Source organism: Zwartia panacis (genome assembly GCF_030410395.1).
Lineage (GTDB): Bacteria > Pseudomonadota > Gammaproteobacteria > Burkholderiales > Burkholderiaceae_B > Zwartia > Zwartia panacis.
Map to the genome: position 1 here is coordinate 230255 of NZ_JAUHHF010000004.1, position 19395 is coordinate 249649.

Annotated in this window: 15 protein-coding genes and 2 tRNA genes; 6 read left to right on the forward strand and 11 right to left on the reverse strand. The window is 49.5% G+C overall.

Translation table 11 applies throughout. The annotated features are described in order from the left end of the window. Positions 1-15 precede the first annotated feature (15 nt). From QWY30_RS08145 to rnr, 6 genes are all read right to left on the reverse strand, one after another. Positions 16-690 (reverse strand): response regulator transcription factor, encoded by a 675-nt coding sequence (locus QWY30_RS08145; RefSeq protein WP_290239970.1) that lies wholly within the window; start codon positions 688-690, stop codon positions 16-18. A gap of 160 nt (positions 691-850) precedes the next feature. Then, positions 851-926, reverse strand: a tRNA-Val gene (locus tag QWY30_RS08150). A 113-nt stretch (positions 927-1039) separates the two neighbouring features. Beyond that, positions 1040-1312, reverse strand: coding sequence for an HU family DNA-binding protein (locus QWY30_RS08155; protein WP_028816768.1), 273 nt, complete (start codon positions 1310-1312; stop codon positions 1040-1042). 276 nt (positions 1313-1588) lie between these two features. Beyond that, positions 1589-2830, reverse strand: coding sequence for a cystathionine gamma-synthase family protein (locus tag QWY30_RS08160; RefSeq protein ID WP_290239972.1), 1242 nt, complete (start codon positions 2828-2830; stop codon positions 1589-1591). Between the two features lie 60 nt (positions 2831-2890). Further along, a complete protein-coding gene (rlmB, locus tag QWY30_RS08165; RefSeq protein ID WP_290239974.1) occupies positions 2891-3631 on the reverse strand; it encodes a 23S rRNA (guanosine(2251)-2'-O)-methyltransferase RlmB in 741 nt (246 codons plus the stop codon). 10 nt (positions 3632-3641) lie between these two features. Beyond that, positions 3642-6134, reverse strand: coding sequence for a ribonuclease R (gene rnr / locus QWY30_RS08170; protein ID WP_435433376.1), 2493 nt, complete (start codon positions 6132-6134; stop codon positions 3642-3644). A 45-nt stretch (positions 6135-6179) separates the two neighbouring features. Between rnr and QWY30_RS08175 the strand changes: the two genes are divergently transcribed. Next, positions 6180-6264 (forward strand) — tRNA-Leu (locus QWY30_RS08175). Between the two features lie 169 nt (positions 6265-6433). On the opposite strand, the gene QWY30_RS08180 is transcribed toward QWY30_RS08175, so the two are convergent. Beyond that, positions 6434-6868: a GNAT family N-acetyltransferase gene (locus tag QWY30_RS08180; RefSeq protein ID WP_290239977.1), complete on the reverse strand. Its 435-nt coding sequence runs from the start codon at positions 6866-6868 to the stop codon at positions 6434-6436. Positions 6869-7007: 139 nt separating this feature from the next. On the opposite strand from QWY30_RS08180, the gene QWY30_RS08185 reads away from it, so the two are divergent. The 3 genes from QWY30_RS08185 to QWY30_RS08195 all read left to right on the forward strand — a co-directional run bounded on the left by QWY30_RS08185 (position 7008) and on the right by QWY30_RS08195 (position 9836). Further along, the gene (locus tag QWY30_RS08185) at positions 7008-7949 is read left to right on the forward strand and encodes an AEC family transporter (RefSeq protein WP_290239979.1); all 942 of its coding nucleotides are present in this window, start codon (positions 7008-7010) and stop codon (positions 7947-7949) included. A gap of 34 nt (positions 7950-7983) precedes the next feature. Further along, positions 7984-8766, forward strand: a complete 783-nt coding sequence (locus QWY30_RS08190; protein WP_290239981.1) for an enoyl-CoA hydratase/isomerase family protein — start codon at positions 7984-7986, stop codon at positions 8764-8766. A 65-nt stretch (positions 8767-8831) separates the two neighbouring features. After that, positions 8832-9836, forward strand: coding sequence for an asparaginase (locus tag QWY30_RS08195; RefSeq protein ID WP_290239983.1), 1005 nt, complete (start codon positions 8832-8834; stop codon positions 9834-9836). 46 nt (positions 9837-9882) lie between these two features. On the opposite strand, the gene nudC is transcribed toward QWY30_RS08195, so the two are convergent. Further along, on the reverse strand, positions 9883-10680 hold the full coding sequence (gene nudC, locus QWY30_RS08200) for an NAD(+) diphosphatase (RefSeq protein ID WP_290239985.1): 798 nt from the start codon (positions 10678-10680) through the stop codon (positions 9883-9885). A 110-nt stretch (positions 10681-10790) separates the two neighbouring features. Between nudC and QWY30_RS08205 the strand changes: the two genes are divergently transcribed. After that, positions 10791-14357, forward strand: a complete 3567-nt coding sequence (locus QWY30_RS08205) for an indolepyruvate ferredoxin oxidoreductase family protein (protein ID WP_290239986.1) — start codon at positions 10791-10793, stop codon at positions 14355-14357. Between the two features lie 15 nt (positions 14358-14372). Here QWY30_RS08205 and QWY30_RS08210 read toward each other — a convergent pair whose 3' ends face one another. The 3 genes from QWY30_RS08210 to QWY30_RS08220 are packed head-to-tail and all read right to left on the reverse strand — an operon-like array spanning position 14373 to position 18292. After that, the gene (locus QWY30_RS08210) at positions 14373-15578 is read right to left on the reverse strand and encodes an isovaleryl-CoA dehydrogenase (RefSeq protein ID WP_290239988.1); all 1206 of its coding nucleotides are present in this window, start codon (positions 15576-15578) and stop codon (positions 14373-14375) included. 22 nt (positions 15579-15600) lie between these two features. Then, positions 15601-16332 (reverse strand): aldolase, encoded by a 732-nt coding sequence (locus QWY30_RS08215; protein WP_290239990.1) that lies wholly within the window; start codon positions 16330-16332, stop codon positions 15601-15603. Positions 16333-16372: 40 nt separating this feature from the next. Beyond that, complete coding sequence (locus tag QWY30_RS08220; RefSeq protein ID WP_290239992.1) at positions 16373-18292, reverse strand: B12-binding domain-containing radical SAM protein; 1920 nt, start codon at positions 18290-18292, stop codon at positions 16373-16375. 91 nt (positions 18293-18383) lie between these two features. On the opposite strand from QWY30_RS08220, the gene QWY30_RS08225 reads away from it, so the two are divergent. Beyond that, positions 18384-19382, forward strand: a complete 999-nt coding sequence (locus QWY30_RS08225) for a lysozyme inhibitor LprI family protein (RefSeq protein ID WP_290239994.1) — start codon at positions 18384-18386, stop codon at positions 19380-19382. Positions 19383-19395: the final 13 nt, after the last annotated feature.

The following is a 19395-nucleotide window of genomic DNA, read 5'->3' on the forward strand; positions in this document are numbered from 1 at the left end:
TCGTACATATGCATATCAAGCGCTCTCTTCAAGCTCGAGCATGTAGCCAAAACCACGAACTGTCTTGATAGCAACGCCCCTTCCCTCGAGTCTTTTACGAAGGCGGTATACATAGACCTCCACAGCGTTTTCGCTAAAGTCAGCATCCATCGCTGAAAGTGCCTGGGTAATTTGCTGTTTAGTGACGACCTTGCTTGCACGCGATAACAGTATCTCGAGCACGGACATCTCCCGTACAGAGACTGTTAATAACTCTCCCGCCACGCGCAGCTCACGATGCACGGTATCAAAGCTGATCGACCCAAACTCAATGACCGGAATAACAGTGCCCAGATGTCTTCGCGCAAATGCGCGCACGCGAGCGGCCAACTCGTCGAGCTCAAAGGGTTTTGACAAATAGTCATCCGCACCCGCATCAAGACCGGCCACACGATCGGCCAAGGCATCACGTGCCGTCAATACGAGAACGGGAATCTGGCTACCTTGCTGCCGAAAGGTTCTGAGCACCTCCAAACCATCCATATCGGGAAGATTCAGATCTAGGACAACTAAGTCGTAGGTGTAGTTTTTAATAGCCAGCAAGGCCCTTTGCCCTTCGGCGAGCCAGTCAACTGCATAGCCTTGGCCTGTCAAAAACTCTTGCAGGGCACGACCTAGCGTTGGATCATCCTCAATCAACAAAACTCTCATAGGATAAATATTACTCTTTATGAGAAAAAATGAACGATCGCCAGGCTTAAATAGACAGGAAAACTGTTCTATTTAATGCTTATTAGAGAACTCGTGGGGTAGATGCTCGATATGAGCTTGATATGCGTGAGGGATAATTGATGGGTACAGCTGCTGTGATTGGTGGGTGCTACAGGGGTCGAACCTGTGACCTACGCCTTGTAAGGGCGCCGCTCTACCAACTGAGCTAAGCACCCATGGATTGCGAAAATCTTTGCAACAAACAACTCAGGGGCCAACACAGCTAAAAAAACAAATGCGGTTCGCATTATAGCGAACCGCACATTTTTGGCAACTCGAAAGATGAGTATTAGTTGACTGCGTCTTTCAGAGCTTTACCAGGACGGAACTTAGGCACTTTGGCTTTTTTGATCTTAATCGCTTCGCCAGTACGTGGGTTACGACCTGTACGAGCAGCGCGGGCTGTCACAGCAAAAGTGCCGAAACCGACGAGAGTCACAGTGCCGCCCTTTTTGAGCGTTGTCTTGACAGCGGCAATCATTGCATCGAGTGAACGACCAGCAGCGGCCTTAGAAATGTCAGCCTTAGTGGCGATGTGATCGATCAATTCGGTTTTGTTCATATTAGAGATACCTCTAGTGGTGTTAAAAAAAGCCAGATGTTTTTTCTCATCTGTGCCAGATCATTTCAGTGCAATTCAACTGCAACAGCACATGCCAACATTAAGCCTCGTGACGCTGCGGCTGTCAAGAAAAAATCACCGTATCAGCCGCAAATTACTTGAATGTAAGAAAATGAAAGAATTTTGTGAAGCTAAGCCACACTCTTCACAATCAACGCTGGCAACAAATAAAAAAATGCGTTAAAAGCACGTCGATTTCAACACGATCGCTGGGAATTATTTTTGACATTTGTCAAAAGCTTGGGCGAAATCAGCTAGAAGATCCGCCTCATCCTCGATCCCCACTGACAAACGAATCAAGCCCTCGCCAATCCCCATTTGCGCGCGCAAAGCAGGCCCCATTTCATAATAAATGGTTTGTGCCGCAGGCAGCGCCAAACTACGCGTATCGCCAACATGGGTTGCCAAAATCACTACCTCCAGATGATTCAAGAAGTCAAATGAATCAATTCCCTCGGCAAGCTCAAATGCTATCAGATTTCCGAATCCGCCCTTGAAAAGTTTTTGCGCGCGGGCATGCTGAGGATGCGAAGCCAACCCTGGATAAGCAACCCTTGAAACCCCTGGATGCTTGGATAAAAAGAGCGCTAGTGCCTGGGCATTTGTGCAAATTTTGCTCAGGCGCAAAGAAAGTGTTTCAGCGCCAACCGCAATCCTGTGCGCCGCGTCGGCAGAAAGCGTGGCGCCCATGTCACGCAAACCTTTTTTCTTAATTTGCGTCAGACCCCAACCAGAAGCTGCACCCTTTTTATAGACATCCAGAATATTGGGATACTTTGTCCAGTCGAATAAACCCGTATCGGTCAAAGATCCTCCCAAAGCATGCGCATGTCCACCGATATGCTTGGAAAGAGAATTCATCACAAATGTTGCACCGACGGTCTTAGGTCTGAAAAGCCAGGGCGATGTCAGAGTATTGTCCACCACATACACTAACCCACGCTCGGCGCAGAGCGCGCCAATTGCCTCGAGATCTGCAATTTGTGTGCCGGGATTGGCGATCGTTTCCGTAAAAACCATGCGAGTGTTCGGACGAACAGCTGCCGCAACGGCCGTAATATCGGTTGGATCGACCAGTGTCAATTCAATACCTAGCAGCTCGAGTGTGCCGAAAAGACTATTGGTATTACCAAAAATAAACTGACTGGAAATGAGATGATCCCCGGCCTTGAGCAAGGTGGTGAACAATGCGGCTAATGCGCCCATACCCGTAGCGAATGTTAAGCTCGCCACACCGTCTTCCATCACAGTGATCTTCTTCTCAAGGGCATCAGTCGTGGGAGTCCCTTGGCGCGCGTAGGTATAGCCGGGTTTTCCCTGAAAAACGGCGGCAAGTTCTCGGGAGTCCGGATAGGCGTATTGAGAAGAGGTATGGATCGGCTTGTGCACCGCACCATGCTCAACGGATAGTCGGCGATCGCCGTGCAAAATGTTCGTGGTAAATCCGTGCTTTGCCATAAAAATACTCAACAAAAGGCTATGAAATAAAACAATAGTTTAGTAGATGACTTTTACCGATTACTTGAGGCAACGCTGCCTGACTGTTTCATACAAGCAAATCGCCGTCGCGACACTCACATTCAAACTCTCGACGCTACCAAGCATCGGAATGTGCACCAACTCATCGCAAGTTTCACGCGTTAAACGGCGCATGCCCTCACCCTCGGCTCCCATCACCCAGCCCATCGAGCGCTTTCCTTGAATTTGATGAATGCCCTCGGAAGCTTGATCATCTGTACCCACTAGCCAGATGTCGCGATCTTTCAACTCGCGCATCGTGCGCGCGAGGTTCGTCACCATGATGTATGGAACAGACTCTGCCGCCCCGCAGGCAACACGTTGGACCGTTGTGTTTAAGCCAACCGCGCGATCCCTGGGAGCCACAACGGCATGCACACCTGCCGCATCCGCCGTTCTCAAACAAGCTCCCAAATTATGGGGATCGGTCACACCATCCAAAATCAACAGAAGCGCGGGTCCCTCGACGCCATCCAAAACCTCGTCCAGGTCATCTGCCAGTTTGCGTGCATCCGCGACAGCAACCACTCCCTGATGGCGCGCACCTCCAGAAAGCCCGTCGAGTCGGTCCGCGCCGACCAAATGCACAGGGCGCCCCGCCTTGCCCACCTGATCAATGAGCGACTGCATGCGCTTGTCTTTGCGTTGCGCTTCTACGTAAACCTCTCTGATCGTTTCAGGCGCCTGTCGAAGCCTAGCGATCACCGCGTGAAAACCCGCGAGCATTTGTGTTGCTGCCATCAATCAATTCCTAACGCCCTTTTCGAGCTGATTTCTTTACGCCTGCGCTTTTTTTAGTGGCCCGAAGTAACTTTTTACTCGGGCGCGCAGATTCTTGTTTGCCCGCTTTTTTCGCTTCGGCGCGGCGGACACTCGCGACTTTGCCTAACAATTCAGAGGGTTTTGTGGGGGCCGCCTTTTTAACACGACGCGCGACAGAATCATCCGGACGAGACGCTGCTTTGCGCAAAGCGACAAAGCTTGTTCCAGTCACGAGACGAAACTCAATGCGACGGGCCTCGAGATCGACGCGAGCGACCTGAACCTGAACAGCATCCGTCAGGCGGTAGCGGATTCCGGTTCGCTCTCCACGAAGTTCATGCATGGACTCATTGAACTGGAAGTATTCAGTTCCCAATTCAGAAACATGCACCATTCCCTCAACATGCAAGGTATCGAGCGTGACGAAAATACCGAAGCTTGCAACACCCGTGACTCTGCCGCTGAATGTTTCACCAACGCGCTCTTTCACGAACCAACACTTCAGCCACGCTTCAACATCACGGGAAGCTTCATCAGCACGACGCTCGGTGCCAGACAGCATCAAACCCAAACGTTCCCAGAGATCATGCTCGTACTCCTGTTTAGTCGCGCCAGGAGCAGCGACAAAACCATGGAGGTTGGGTTGATAGCGTTCGCCCTTGAGTAAAGCCTTGATGACGCGATGCGTCAGCAAGTCCGGGTAACGTCTGATCGGTGATGTGAAATGTGTATATGCGGGGTAAGACAAGCCAAAGTGTCCCATATTGTCAGGACCATATATGGCCTGCTGCATGGAGCGCAGGCACATTGTCTGTAACAAAGCATAATCTGGGCGAGCCCGAGCCTTGTCCAGCAACTCGGCATAATCCTTGGCTGAGGGCTCTGCTCCACCTCCAAGACTCAATCCTAGTGTGCGTAAAAACTCACGCAGCGCCTTGAGCTTATCGGTGGTGGGTCCCTCGTGAATTCGATACAGACCAATGTGCTTGCTGCGCGCCATAAAATCAGCGGCGCACGTGTTCGCGGCCAACATGCACTCTTCGATCAAACGATGCGCATCGTTGCGCACAAGCCCGATAATCTTTTCGATTCGCCCCAATTCGTTACACACGATCTTTGTCTCGACCGTATCAAAATCAATGGCTCCACGCTCTTTACGGGCCTGTTGCAAAACTTGAAAAATTGAATGCAATCCCTGAATTTGCGGCAAAACATGCGAAAGACTTCTCGCCGCGGGCCCTTGGGGCTGCTGTAAAGACTCCCAAACCTGGTTGTAGGTTGTACGAGCGTGGGAGTGAATGACCGCGTTATAAAACTGATAGGCCGCTACCGTGCCTGCTTTAGCACCGGACAAAGGAATCACCATGTCACACACCAACACCAGTCGGTCGACCTGAGGATTCAATGAACACAAACCATTCGACAGCTTTTCTGGCAGCATGGGAATCACACGGCGAGGAAAGTACACACTCGTGCCGCGTTCGCGGGCATCCATGTCCAGAGAATCTTCGGGCGTCACATAATGACTGACGTCGGCAATAGCCACTAACAAACGCCACGCGGGACGCTTACGTCCGGATCCGAGATCGACTTCTTCACAATAGACGGCATCATCGAAATCGCGCGCGTCTTCACCGTCGATGGTAATAAAGGCGACATCCCTGAGATCCACACGATCTTTGAGATCTTGACGACGAACACCCTCGGGAAGTTTGTCGGTCTGACGAAGCGCCGCATCGGAGAAATCCACTGGAACATCGAATTTGCGCACCGCAATTTCGATCTCCATACCAGGATCGTCTATTTCACCCAAGATTTCGGCGACACGTCCGAGAGGCTGCGTATGTCGAGTGGGTTGTTCAATAATATCGACTGACACCACCTGGCCGTGCTGAGCGCCTCCAGTGTCAGAGGGCGGAATCAGTACATCGTGCTTGATACGCTGATCTTCAGGCACAACGATGGTCAAACCGCGTTCGTTCAGAAAACGACCCACCAATCGATTCGTGCGGCGCTCAATCACCTCGACAATGGTGGCCTCTGGTTTTCCTCGATATTCACCCGTTGGTTTGACGAGAACACGGTCACCATGCAAAACCTTGAGCATTTCACGAGGTGAAAGGAATAGATCCGGACCGCCACCGTCGCGCACCAGAAATCCGAAACCATCACGATGCCCCTGAACTCGACCTGCAACAAAATCAAGTTTGTTGGCGAGTAACAAAACGCCCTTTCGATTTGGCAAAAGCTGGCCATCACGTTCCATCGCAGAGAGGCGACGATGGAAACCTTTGAGAGTTTCTTCGGATTCGAGTCCAAGCCTGGTGGCGAGATCCTCTGGTGAAAGTGGAACGAGCGCTGTTCGCAAGGACTCGAGAATTTCCTCGCGACTTGGAACATCAGGATCGAAGTCAGGAGGCAGCTCGGGAGAAGCAGCAGTCACGCGGCTGTTTTTAGAATGAGGAGGAAGGCGGTTTGCCAAAGTTTGAATCTCGCTTATAATGCGGTGCTTCTGAAGTACAGATAGGCCCAGGTGGCGGAATTGGTAGACGCGCACGGTTCAGGTCCGTGTGCCGCAAGGTGTGGAGGTTCGAGTCCTCTTCTGGGCACCACTGAAGTGTAAAGCAAAATACCTGTTGCTTTAACGTTCCCCAGCTGATTTTCAGCAAAATAACTAACCTCAAAACTCTTTTAAAAGATTTTGGGGTTTTTTATTGCCTAAATGTCACAACCGCTGACACAACCACTATCGGGCCGACACGATCAATCAAAACAACCTCTTCATGCCAGCTTCTTTTTCATCATGATGTGGGGAATATTCGCATCCATGAATATTTCTCCGTACTCCACAAATCCCTGTCTGGCATAGAACCCAGTCGCATGAAGCTGGGCGCCTAGCAAGACCTCTGAGTAGCCCTTAGACACTGCCGCCTCTGTCAGCGCGCGTAAAACCTGAGCACCAATCCCCCTTTTTCTCTCGGACTGCTTAACGGCCATTCTTCCAATATGACCATCGGGAAGCAGCCTGCCCGTCGCGACTGCTTCACCATGGTGATCCAAAGCCAGAGCGTGGAGGCTTAGCACATCCATTTCGTCAAGCTCCAAGGCCAACGGGACCTTTTGCTCCTCAACAAACACCGCGAAACGAATTGCGGAAGCCTGACTTCCCATTTCGTCCCAAGCACCCAGCACGACTCGAATATTCTCCTGATTCATCACTCACCTGCCTCGCGGGCGATTACATTGAAATTTTGACCACTCCCCTGCGTATTATGACTGAGTAGGCGTTCTCAGGCATCCAGGCCCCGGCCAAAGCGCTACACTAAGAAACCTTAAATTCCAACTCTTTTCGGCCATGTTCGCTGCAGTCATTGAAGCTGCCTTTCCGGTTTTTGCCTTGATCCTGACAGGATGGGTCTGCACAAAAACCAACTTGCTCGGTTCCACTAGCCGCGAGGGGTTGAATAGCTTTGTCATTTATCTTGCCCTCCCCGCGCAATTATTCGCTGCGATGTCAGGTTCTGACATGAGCGATCTTGCCCAGCCCGGTTTTTTCTGGTCTTTCGCGCTTGGAATGTTTGGCACAGCAGGAATCTATTATGTGATCGCGCGAGACAAGCATGTCGCTCCTATCGACAATCTGATCAATAGCATGAGCGCAGCATACGGAAATGCGGGTTTCATGGGGATACCACTGTGCTTGATGGTGTTTGGTAAAGCAGGTCTGGGACCTTCAGTCATTACTGCTGTTTTCACTGTCTCTTTGCTTTTTGCTGTCGCGATCATGCTTGTCGAGTTACAACGGCTTGAAAACTCGAAAATCGGCCCCGCCATCAAAAAAGTGATTGTCTCGATGCTTCGCAATCCACTCCTGGTGGCGCCCGTACTCGGTGTGCTCTGGTCTTTGATGCAATGGCCACTCCCGACTCCAGCGATACGTTACATCAGCCTGCTGGGGGATGCTTCGACGCCTTGCGCACTCATCGCAATCGGTTTGTTTCTCGGACAAACGACGCATCAGCAAGCAGGCCCTGAAGTCATACGCATCGTTTTGCTCAAGCTACTTGTTCAGCCTGCACTGACCGCAGTATTGGTTTTGTTTGTCTTTGATGTTCCAAAACTTTGGGCCTTGGTTGCGATCTTGGCAGCAGCGCTTCCTGTTGGAACAGGCCCGTTCATGATGTCACAACTCTATCAACGTGACGCAGCCGCAAGCGCGCGCGCGATCTTAGTTTCAACGGTTTTATCTGTGATCACTATTTCAGCGCTCGTCGCCTGGATCAGCCAGGAACTTTGAGCTTACACACACATTCCCCAAGCACGGGCATAGCATGTCAATCACCCATTCAAAAAAATCAACAACTTCGCCAGAATTGACTGTGGATGGCAATATTGCCACCCTGCGTTTATGCAATCCTGATTATGCCAATCGCTTAAGCCCGGCAGATCTGAAAGTGATTCAGTCTCACATCCAGACTGTGAATCAAAATACTGACATACTCGTCTTAAGAGTATTAGCCGAGGGAAAGTATTTTTGTAGCGGTTATGACATTTCCTCTCTTGCTGCGGACAGCGCACCCTCCTCTATTTTTTTTGGCGAAACGGTTGATCTACTCGAACAGGCCCGACCTGTGACGATCGCCGCCATTAACGGTGGTGTCTACGGAGGCGGTACGGATCTGAGTCTAGCTTGCGACTTTAGATTGGGGAGTACTGCTGCCAATATGTTCATGCCAGCCGCCAAATTAGGATTGCACTTTTATCCCGGCGGTATGGTGCGATATGTCACTCGTCTGGGCCTTAATCAAGCCAAAAGACTTTTTTTAACTGCTGAAAAAATCGATGCCGCAGAAATGAAAGAGATCGGCTTTTTAACTGAACTTGTCGAGCCTGAAGAATTGAATGGCCGTGTCGAGGAATTGACTAAGCTACTCGCTTCCATGGCGCCACTCGCCCTGCTCGGCATTAAAAAGCATCTGAATTTAATTGCCCGCGGTCAGTTAGACGAGGTTGGAATTAAACAAGCCGTCCTACACTCTGAGCAATCAGAGGACATCAAGGAAGGTGCGGCAGCATGGAAAGAAAAGCGTTCAGCTGTATTTAAAGGAAGTTAGTGCCATTTTTTAAGATGTAAACTTTAAAAGTCGCTTAAAAACATTCATTAGACAACGGATCGCACATGACAAAAAAACCTAAAGTCGCTCTGATCAGCACTGGCGGCACCATTACTTCCCTGAGTATTTTGGGCGAACTTGATGTGTTTGAGTACAGTTCGACTGGAACAAGACTAGATGCGCACGGCATGTTGGAAAAATTCCCACAGGCTAAAAGTGTGGCTGATGTAATTCCTGTCGCTTTCGACACACTGCTTTCGACCGCAGTAAGTTTTCCTCACTGGAAAAAACTTGCAGAAGTCATTGCACAGCTCACTGTTGAGCATTCTGATCTAGCTGGCGTGGTGATTTTGCATGGGACATCTTCTTTGGAAGAAACCGCTTATGCACTCAATCTTGGGCTTAAAACAGATATTCCTGTTGTGCTGACCGGCGCTCAACGACCTGCGAGCGCATTGTCGACAGATGCAGGCATGAATATTTTCAACGCAGTCCGATTAGCGGCCTGCCCCGAAGCGAGAGATCTAGGAGTATTGGTTTGTCTAAACGATGAAATCCAGTCTGCCCGTGAGGTGACAAAAACATCAAACGGCAGGCTACAGACTTTCCGTTCCCCCGATTTTGGCGCACTCGGTCATGTCGATGGCGATCGAATTGTGATTTATCGAAGCCCCACACGACGTCGCACCCCAGACACAGAATTCGACCTGAGGGAAATCGAGCACTTACCGCGAGTGGATATTGCCTATAGCTATGCCGGAGGAGATGGTGTAGCTGTGCAAGCTTTTATTCAAGCCGGGGCAAAAGGACTCGTTGGTGCAGCATTCGCACCAGGACTCCTTTCTCCTGAAGAGTTTACCGCCATGGAATCTGCAGTTAAACAAGGTTTGGTCGTGGCAATTTCTTCACGTGCTGGCTCGGGAAGAACCTTTGCACCAAGCAAAATGCGGGAGGCTGGCTTTATTCAGGCAGACAACCTCACGCCACAAAAAACCCGAATCCTCTTGGCGATGGCACTCACTCAAACAAAAGATCGTGCCGAGATTCAACGCATGTTTGACACATACTAGAGAACGAGCGGCTCGATATCAATTTACCAATGCTGATTGCCCGATACTACTGACCGGTGTACATACGCTGAGCTGTATGTATCCGGCAAGAGGCATCAATCAACTGTCTTGCAATGCTCACATGGTCGGGCAGTGGTGGCAAGGCATCGCGGGCAAACCATCCTGCCGCTTCGATTTCGCTTGGATCTGGTGTGATTTCTCCGCCGGCATAATCAGCAAAAAACGCAATCATGAGTGAATTGGGAAAGGGCCACGATTGACTGGTGAAATAACGCAAATTCGTGATCTCCAGTCCCACCTCCTCGCGTACCTCGCGCACCGCGCATTGCTCCAAAGTCTCACCCGCCTCCACAAACCCAGCCAGTGCACTGAATACTCCAGGACGAAAATGCGGGCTACGCGCCAACATTAACTCATCTCCTCGTTCAATCAATACCATCACGGCTGGAGAAATGCGGGGGTATGCCACCAACCGGCAGGCGGGGCACTCCAGCGCGAACTCGGTTTTTTTCATGATGGTGGGTGTGCCACAATGCCCGCAAAATCGATGGTTTTTCTGCCAATCGATCATCTGGGTTCCGCGCCCCGCCAACGCAAATATTTCAGGGCCGGCAGATGCAAACAGGCTGCGCACCGGCCTGAGTTCTCCGGAAATATGGGCGGGAATCTCGGGGGTCTCAATTGCATAGCATGAGACTCCGTTCCAATGACCAATGTGCAAAGGCTGGTCCAAATCCAAGAAGTCATCGTGCCGAGCACGGGGGAACGCCTCCCTTCCCTGCTCATCAATGGAAATCAGTACCTGATTGCCGCAGCGAATCAGCCAATAGCTTAAATCACTCATCTTGTCTCACTTGGGATGGATTGTTTGACAACATTGTATTCTGCGTCGATGATTAGGAGGAACGTTGCAAGAGTCGACGGGAAACCCTTTTGATCAAAGGAAAATTACCCATGAATGCACCTCTGACCGAGTCCACTCACAAGGTGATCGACAAGGTATCACTCGAAGATAAATATACACAAGAGCGCGGCCGGGCGTTTATGAGCGGGGTTCAAGCTCTGGTCAGGCTTCCTATGGTTCAACAACTGCGCGATGCGCAAGCCGGACTACAGACCGCTGGTTTTATCAGCGGCTACCGTGGAAGCCCCTTGGGAGGCTATGATCAGGCGCTCTGGAAGGCGTCTGATCATCTCAAAAAACACAATATTGTCTTTCAGCCTGGCGTCAACGAGGAACTCGCTGCTACAGCCGTTTGGGGAACCCAGCAGGTCGAACTCTTTCCGGAACAAAAAAAATACGATGGTGTTTTTGGAATTTGGTACGGTAAAGGACCGGGAGTCGATCGCTGTTCCGATGTGTTCAAACATGCAAATATGGCTGGCACTTCACCTCACGGCGGTGTGATTGCGATTGCAGGGGATGATCACATTGCTAAAAGTTCGACAGCCGCCCATCAGAGTGACCATATTTTCAAAGCCTGCGGACTGCCGGTATTTTTCCCGAGCGATGTTCAAGGGATCCTTGACATGGGTCTGCATGCGTTTGCCCTAAGTCGCTTCTCCGGTCTTTGGTCCGGCATGAAGACTATCCAGGAAGTCGTTGAATCAAGCGCAAGTGTGGATGTCGACTTAGACCGGGTTCGCATCATATTGCCCGAAGACTTTCTACTGCCAGAAGGCGGGCTGCATATTCGCTGGCCTGACGCACCACTCGCTCAAGAGGCTCGCCTGATGGAGTACAAGTGGTACGCAGCTCTCGCATACATTCGAGCCAACAAACTGAACCATACCGTCATTCAGGGGCCCCATGATCGACTGGGCATCATGGCCAGTGGTAAAGCATACCGAGACACTTGTCAGGCATTGATAGATTTGGGTTTGACGCACGAAGTCTGCAGAGATATCGGATTACGCGTGCATCAGGTCAATGTCGTCTGGCCACTCGAAGCAAGTACGACCCGGGAGTTCGCTCTAGGTCTCGAAGAAATTTTAGTCGTCGAAGAAAAACGCCAAGTCATTGAGTATCAGCTTAAAGAAGAGCTTTACAACTGGCGGCCTGACACACGGCCGGATGTTTTAGGCAAGTTTGATCAACCCGACAATGATCACAGCGGTGGTGAATGGGCAAGATCAAACCCTGCTGGCCACTGGCTGTTGCGCGCAAACGCCGACTTGAGTCCAGCGATCATTGCACAGGCGATCGCCAAAAGGTTGTTACGCCGGCCCCTGCCAGATTCAGTTCGTGCAAGCATTCATGCGCGCCTGGCAGTGATCGAGGCTAAACAGCGCTCCCTTCAAGTGGTTGATCCGACTGTCGGAGAACGGCCGCCCTGGTTCTGTAGTGGCTGTCCACACAGCACCAGCACACGTGTACCTGAAGGTAGTCGAGCCATGGCTGGAATCGGCTGCCACTACATGGTGTTGTGGATGGACAGATCCACCTCGACCTTTACCCAAATGGGCGGCGAAGGCGCACCCTGGGTAGGCCAGTCTCACTTTGTCAAAGATCAACATGTCTTTGCCAATATTGGCGATGGCACTTGGTTCCACAGCGGCTCGCTGGCGATTCGTCAGGCCGTGGTAGCTGGTGTCAATATCACTTACAAAATTCTTTACAACGATGCCGTTGCGATGACCGGCGGGCAACAAGTGGGTGAACGTCCAGAGGGATTGACTACTCCGCAAATTGTCAAAAGCTGTATTGCAGAAGGCGTCAAACGTGTGGCGGTCGTCACAGACGATCCGCAGCGTTATGATGGTGTCGAGCTTGAACTAGGCGTTCAAGTCTGGCATCGAGACGACCTTGATCAGGTTCAGCGCTTATTTAGAGAGATCCCAGGCACGACTGTCATTGTCTACGACCAGACCTGCGCCACCGAAAAAAGAAGAAGACGGAAAGCTGGAAAGCTCGAAGATCCAAAACGGATTGTCGTCATTAACGAACTGGTATGCGAAGGCTGCGGAGATTGTTCGGTCAAGAGTAATTGTCTGTCAGTCGAACCTCTGGAGACGGAATTTGGACGCAAACGTCAAATTAATCTCAGCAGTTGCAACAAGGACGAATCATGCCTAAAAGGGTTTTGTCCAAGTTTTGTCGTACTTGAAAATGCAACGAGACGCCGACCTGAATCGGTCTCTCAATCGGTTACACCGCCTACTCTGCCTATGCCCGTCGTCCCAGACTGCCTGGAACCTTACAGGATTGTTGTCGCGGGCGTTGGAGGGACAGGTGTCATCACGATCGGTCAGTTACTGGGTGTGGCCGCGCATATCGAAGGCAAAGGAGTGATTACGCAAGATTCAGCAGGGCTCGCGCAAAAAGGGGGATCGACATGGAGTCACGTGCAGATCGCGCAATTACCCGAGTCATTATGCGCGACAAAAGTCGATATCGCCAAAGCTGATTTGATTATGGCCTGTGATGGCGTGGTTGCGGCAAATCCGACCACAATGGCACTCATGCAAATGAATCAAACTCGCATTGCACTCAATCATCACGACACGCCCACTGCTGGTTTCGTACAAAATCCGGACTGGCGCTCCACCAACACCCATTGCGCCACTGCGCTTTCCAATGCGGTGGGTCAAGATCAGCTGGCCAGTATCGATGCGAGTGCGATCGCTGCTGAAAAATTAGGTGATTCAATTTATGCCAATCCGTTACTACTGGGTTTTTGTTGGCAAAAGGGTTGGATACCACTCTCGCGCGATTCTTTAATCCAGGCTTTAAGACTCAATGCTGTTCAAGTAGAACGAAATTTGATGGCGTTTGAATGGGGACGAGCAGCCGCTCATGATGAAAAACTTTTGCACAGACCCGTCAACGAGCACCCTGTTCTGTTTAAATCCAAACAAACACTTGAACAGATTGTTCATATACGGGAGACCTTTTTAACGCGCTATCAAAGCGCCCGTTATGCAAAAGAATATCGCGATTTTGTTGAGCAAGTTTTAAAGGTCGAACAAGCAAACAACACGGAATCAGATCGGTCAAGACCGCGACTGTCTGAGGCCGTTGCGAAATATCTTTTTAAACTGATGGCTTATAAAGATGAGTATGAAGTCGCACGCCTGCATACTGATGATAGTTTTGTGTCCAAAATGAAGGAGCAGTTTGAGCCAGGATTTCATATCACGCATTATCTGGCCCCCCCACTGCTTTCTAAATTTGACTCGAGAGGAGAACCTCTCAAACGACGTTTCGGAACGTGGATACGACCTCTTTTTTATGGTCTTCGGCACTTTAAATTTTTAAGAGGTTCTTTTTTTGATCCCTTTGGCTACAGCAAAGAGCGAAGAACAGAACGTGCATTAATCGCTGAATACAAATTTTGCATTCAAGCTATTCTTCCTCAACTCAGTTCAAAAAATATCGATCTGGCAGTTCAAATTGCCTCGATCCCCGAACAAATTCGTGGTTATGGCCATGTCAAAGAGAAAAATCTCGAGCAAGCAAAAATCAAAACAACGGCCCTACTTGAACAATGGAGAAATCAGCAAAAGTCCCAGACAAAATGAAATGATGAGTGACGCTTAAATAGTCTCATTAAAGAGCTCTCGCCCAATCAGCATTCGTCGTATTTCACTGGTGCCTGCACCGATTTCATAAAGCTTGGCATCTCGCCAAAGTCGGCCTGTCGGATAGTCATTGATGTAACCGTTACCACCCAAGATCTGGATGGCTTCTCCAGCCATCCAGGTCGCCTTTTCCGCGCAGTACAAAATCACACCCGCAGCATCTTTTCGCATCCCACGCTGAGATCTTGAGGGCACCTGATCAGTGGAGTCTGTTGATCGCGAGTCTAATGTTCGACCCACCGCATAACAATACGACCGACAAGCAGAATATGTCGTGTACATATCCGCCAGCTTTCCTTGGATCAATTGAAACTCACCAATTGCCTGACCAAACTGTCGACGCTCATGCACATAGGGCATCACGACATCTAGGCAAGCCCCCATAATCCCAAGCGGTCCCGCGGCGAGGACGGCACGCTCATAATCCAGACCGCTCATCAATACCTGAACACCACCATCGAGTTGACCCAGGATATTTTCTGCAGGAACAAAGACATTATCAAATACTAACTCGCCCGTATGCGACCCTCTCATCCCCAATTTGTCGAGACGTTGGGCAACTGAAAATCCTGGCATATCGCGGTCTATCAGAAAGGCTGTGATTCCACGGGCATTTTTATCAGGATCCGTTTTAGCGTAGACCACTAAAGTCTGAGCATCAGGGCCATTGGTAATCCACATTTTCGTGCCATTCAGGCGATATCCCGCTCCATCAGCAATTGCACGCAGCCTCATGCCCACAACATCCGAGCCCGCCTCAGGCTCACTCATCGCTAACGCTCCAATATGCTCGCCTGAAATCAGCTTGGGAAGTAATCGGGCGCGTTGAGCATCCGTTCCATTACGCATAATCTGGTTCACGCATAGATTAGAGTGGGCACCATAGGAGAGTCCGACAGAGGCTGATGCCCGCGAGATTTCCTCCATAACCACCATATGAGCGAGATAGCCCATTCCAGCGCCGCCATACTCAGGACTCGCTGTCACGCCAAGCAGCCCCATATCCCCCATTTTGCGCCAGAGATCCATTGGAAACTGATCATCGCGGTCAAGTTGAGCCGCGCGAGGCGCGATTTCATTTTCGGCAAACTCCCGAACAGCTATCCGTAGGGCATTGATTTCATCAGGCAAGCCAAAATCGAGTTCATGCATCGATAACATTTGCTTTACCTCACATATATATCTAAAGGGTTCGACCCAGCGCTTTGAAAAACAACTCGGACTGTAGTCTCTCACCTAAAGTTTGTTCTCCAACTCGCTGAGCAAGCTTCGCATCAACAGGCTCAAGCGGCAACCCGGAGGACATTGCCAGGACTTGCATCATGCATGCACGCTCGAGAAAATATAAATCGTCATAGGCATAATCCACACGCTCGCCGCAGACCACAACACCATGGTTACCGAGAAAAACCACATCGGCTCCATTCATGGCACGTGCGATACGTTCACCTTCCCCAGTATCCAACGCCAATCCATTGTAATGAGCGTCGATTGCGACACGCCCATGAAAACGCATCGCGTTTTGCGACAAGGTGGTATCAAGCGCGCGCTGTCGCGTCAGTGTCAGTGCCGTGGCATACGGCATGTGTGTATGCAGGACGCATTTTTTTTTGGCGATACGGTGAACTGCAGCATGAATAAACATCGCAGTGGGTTCCACGGGATGTCGCCCCGCCAGAATCTCACCTTGTTCGTCAATCATCACGATGTCTTCAGCTTGTATCTCGCTCCACAGCAAACCTCTCGGGTTCAATAAAAATCGACCACTATCATCCGGAAGTTCAACGCTGAAATGATTACAGACCCCTTCAGATAATCCGTGATGGGCAGCGGCACGCAAAGCAAGCGCCAAATCCTCTCTTAAGGCACGAATTGCGGGCGAGTCGAAATCTTCTTCGTGCATGTTTGTTGTCATCTCAGTTCTCCTTGAATCATTTTATGAGTGATTTTGCGCCTCAATGTTGATCAAGCGCCTTTTGAATGTAGTGTGGGGAAATGCTCGTGCGCGGAACTTTGAATGTGAACCAGCTCCGAACGTCTTCTTCAAGTCCAATTCCGTGCATGAAGTTATAGATAGCCTTACGCAAACCCACTCCAAGAGCTGCATGATCTACGTTAGTCGGATCGTTAAAGGCAATATCATTTTTAGCAAAGCTGACTGGCGGTAAAGATTCCAGGGTGACACCATACTGATCAGGATTCAGACCGACGGGCGAATGTACGGTACAAGTAAAGCGGTGAAAAAAACCACTTTGGATGCAACCATTTTCAAATAACTGGCGGACGTACTCCAGTGCATCGACAGTGTCCTGAACGGTTTGTGTGGGAAAACCATACATCAGGTATGCGTGTACCAATACCCCAGCATCGCTAAATGCTCGGGTCACCCGTGCAACTTGATCAACAGAGACCCCTTTTTTCATCAGACTCAACAATCGATCAGATGCGACCTCAAGTCCTCCAGAAACCGCAATACAACCACTTTGCGCGAGTAATTGACATAGTTCTGGAGTGAAAGTCTTTTCAAATCGGATGTTGCCCCACCAGGAAATATTCAAATCACGCTTGATCAACTCCAGTGCGAGAGATTTCAAGGCTTTAGGAGGAGCAGCCTCGTCGACAAAATGAAAACCTGTCTGTCCGGTTTCCCGAACAATGGCCTCGATTCGGTCAGCAAGTACTTCCGCAGATGCCGTTTCATACCGTCCGATGTAGTCGAGACTGACATCACAAAAACTGCACTTTTTCCAATAACATCCGTGGGCGACCGTCAATTTATTCCAACGACCATCACTCCAAAGACGATGCATTGGATTGAGCATATCTAGTAGAGACAAATAACTCGCTAGAGGCAAACCGTCCCAAGTCGGAGTTCCGACCTCCTCGAATGGCACCTCAGGCTCGACCATATTGATATAACGGACAAGACCAGTTTCAGGATCACGCAAAAAAGTTCGCACAAGACGTTGTTGAGACCGTTTACCAGTCAAATATTCGAAAAGTGCAAGCAAGGGTCGCTCACCCGCGTCAAGCGTCACAAAATCGACAAAATCGAACACTCTGGATTCTTTCAGCTCGCGCAATTCAGTGTTCACAAAACCCCCGCCTAAGATAATTTTTATCTCAGGATAATGGGCCTTAATGGTCTGAGCAATCCTGAACGCTGCATAAACCGTTCCAGGAAAAGGGACTGACAGCAATACGACAGTCGGTGCGTGCTTGTTGATGGCGTCTAAAGTCAGCTTTTCAAGATATTCATCTACAAGCGTTTTGGGTGCAGCCAATGCCAGTGCCAAGGGTTCAAACGTGGCTTGACTCGCGGAAAGTGACTCGCCATAGCGAACAAACTCAAAACGAGAATCAATGGCATCTTTTAGAACATCTGCAAGATCATTCAAATATAAAGTGGCCAAATGCTTGGCACGATCTTGCATGCCAAGCGCGCCAAATGCCCAGCCCAGAGGATCGCCTGTTTCATCATCAACATAGGCATCTAATGAGGAAAATCGAGGGCCTTCAGGCAAATACTGTCTCGAAACGATACGATGAGCGAGTGTTGAATCCCGACCTTGCAGAAAGGCAATAACGGCATCAATTGTCTTAATGTAACGATTGCGCTGTGCAACAAATGCTTGCAGTGATTGGCTACGCTTTCGTGGCGCAATCGACTCTACTTTAAGTGCAACTTCCTTTAAACCTGTCGAACTCAAAAGCCGCAGCACAAGAGAAAGAGCCAGATCTTCTTGAACAGCATGAATATCACGCGAACGCAAAAAACCCGTTAAATAAGCGGTCGAGGGATAAGGCGTGTTGAGTTGCGTCATCGGAGGGATCACGGACAACACACGTAAAGTCGCCAAACTGGCTAGGGGCATAATTAAAGACTCAGCTCTGAAGAGCTCAGTATAAATCCGCTTCGAGTCAATATTGAGTCGAAACAGAATACCGCAGCTATGATAGGCGTTTGTGGCTCAATACTATTTTCACATGATAAGAATTGCAACGATCTTAATGGCTCTCTGGTCAGGGGCAGGTGTCGCAGCAAGTTTTGACTGCAAACAAGCCAAAAGTAATATGGAAAAAGCAATATGTGAGAATACCCAGCTCTCTCAGCTGGATGAGAAACTTGCCTTTGAATACAAAGCGGCTCGTTCGAAACTATCTCTAGAATCGAATCAAGCACTCGTCAAAAGCCAACGATCCTGGCTTCGCTTTACTTCAACATATTGTTTTATAGACATGGACGCATCGCCCGCTTCTTCGGACGATGCGAAAAATTGTCTTGTGAGTGCATTTCAAGAGCGAGTAAAAGACCTTGAAAGAACGGGTAACAAAATCGGTGAATTTAAAACGTACACAGCGATTGATCACCATATACAGATAGCAAAAGAACAGAAAACTGTTTATACGATTGAGCGAAAATTCATGCAAGTTGATGATGCAACACCATCTGGCAATCGCTTAAATGAATTTCTCAAGTTCAAAGATCAAGCCGATCTGCCAGATGGCAGAGGGACTGAAAGTTACGATACTAGAGTGACACAAATTGCACCTGATTGGTTTTATAAACAAGTATCGAGCAAGATTTTCACTGGTGCATATCCTACCAGCGAGACGGAATGCGGACTCTATTCAATTTCAAATGAGAAACCACTGAGGTTGTCAGATATTTTTAAAGGACAAGCATGGCAGAAGATCTTTGAAACAGAGACCAAAACACACTTTATTGAACTTGCAAAAAGAGAAAAAGACTTTGACATGACGATGATTCATGATTTTCATCCTCGTACATTCAAGCCCTCTTCTCCCTTTACTTATTGCCTAAACAAAAATGGAATCGAACTAACAGGATTTCTCCCACATGCCGTTAGAGCCTATGACGGTGTTACCATCACCTGGAAGTCATTAGAAAGCGTGACAACACCATACGCACAAGAACAAATAAAAAATCTAAGTTCGCTGTGAGCAGACTTCAAAA

Coding starts and splice junctions, on each gene's coding strand:
- QWY30_RS08190 (WP_290239981.1), top strand. CDS start 7,984: ATGTCAATCACCCATTCAAAAAAATCAACAACTTCGCCAGAATTGACT.
- QWY30_RS08185 (WP_290239979.1), top strand. CDS start 7,008: ATGTTCGCTGCAGTCATTGAAGCTGCCTTTCCGGTTTTTGCCTTGATC.
- QWY30_RS08180 (WP_290239977.1), bottom strand. CDS start 6,868: ATGAATCAGGAGAATATTCGAGTCGTGCTGGGTGCTTGGGACGAAATG.
- QWY30_RS08195 (WP_290239983.1), top strand. CDS start 8,832: ATGACAAAAAAACCTAAAGTCGCTCTGATCAGCACTGGCGGCACCATT.
- nudC (WP_290239985.1), bottom strand. CDS start 10,680: ATGAGTGATTTAAGCTATTGGCTGATTCGCTGCGGCAATCAGGTACTG.
- QWY30_RS08215 (WP_290239990.1), bottom strand. CDS start 16,332: ATGACAACAAACATGCACGAAGAAGATTTCGACTCGCCCGCAATTCGT.
- QWY30_RS08205 (WP_290239986.1), top strand. CDS start 10,791: ATGAATGCACCTCTGACCGAGTCCACTCACAAGGTGATCGACAAGGTA.
- QWY30_RS08160 (WP_290239972.1), bottom strand. CDS start 2,830: ATGGCAAAGCACGGATTTACCACGAACATTTTGCACGGCGATCGCCGA.
- QWY30_RS08145 (WP_290239970.1), bottom strand. CDS start 690: ATGAGAGTTTTGTTGATTGAGGATGATCCAACGCTAGGTCGTGCCCTG.
- rlmB (WP_290239974.1), bottom strand. CDS start 3,631: ATGGCAGCAACACAAATGCTCGCGGGTTTTCACGCGGTGATCGCTAGG.
- QWY30_RS08155 (WP_028816768.1), bottom strand. CDS start 1,312: ATGAACAAAACCGAATTGATCGATCACATCGCCACTAAGGCTGACATT.
- QWY30_RS08210 (WP_290239988.1), bottom strand. CDS start 15,578: ATGTTATCGATGCATGAACTCGATTTTGGCTTGCCTGATGAAATCAAT.
- QWY30_RS08220 (WP_290239992.1), bottom strand. CDS start 18,292: ATGCCCCTAGCCAGTTTGGCGACTTTACGTGTGTTGTCCGTGATCCCT.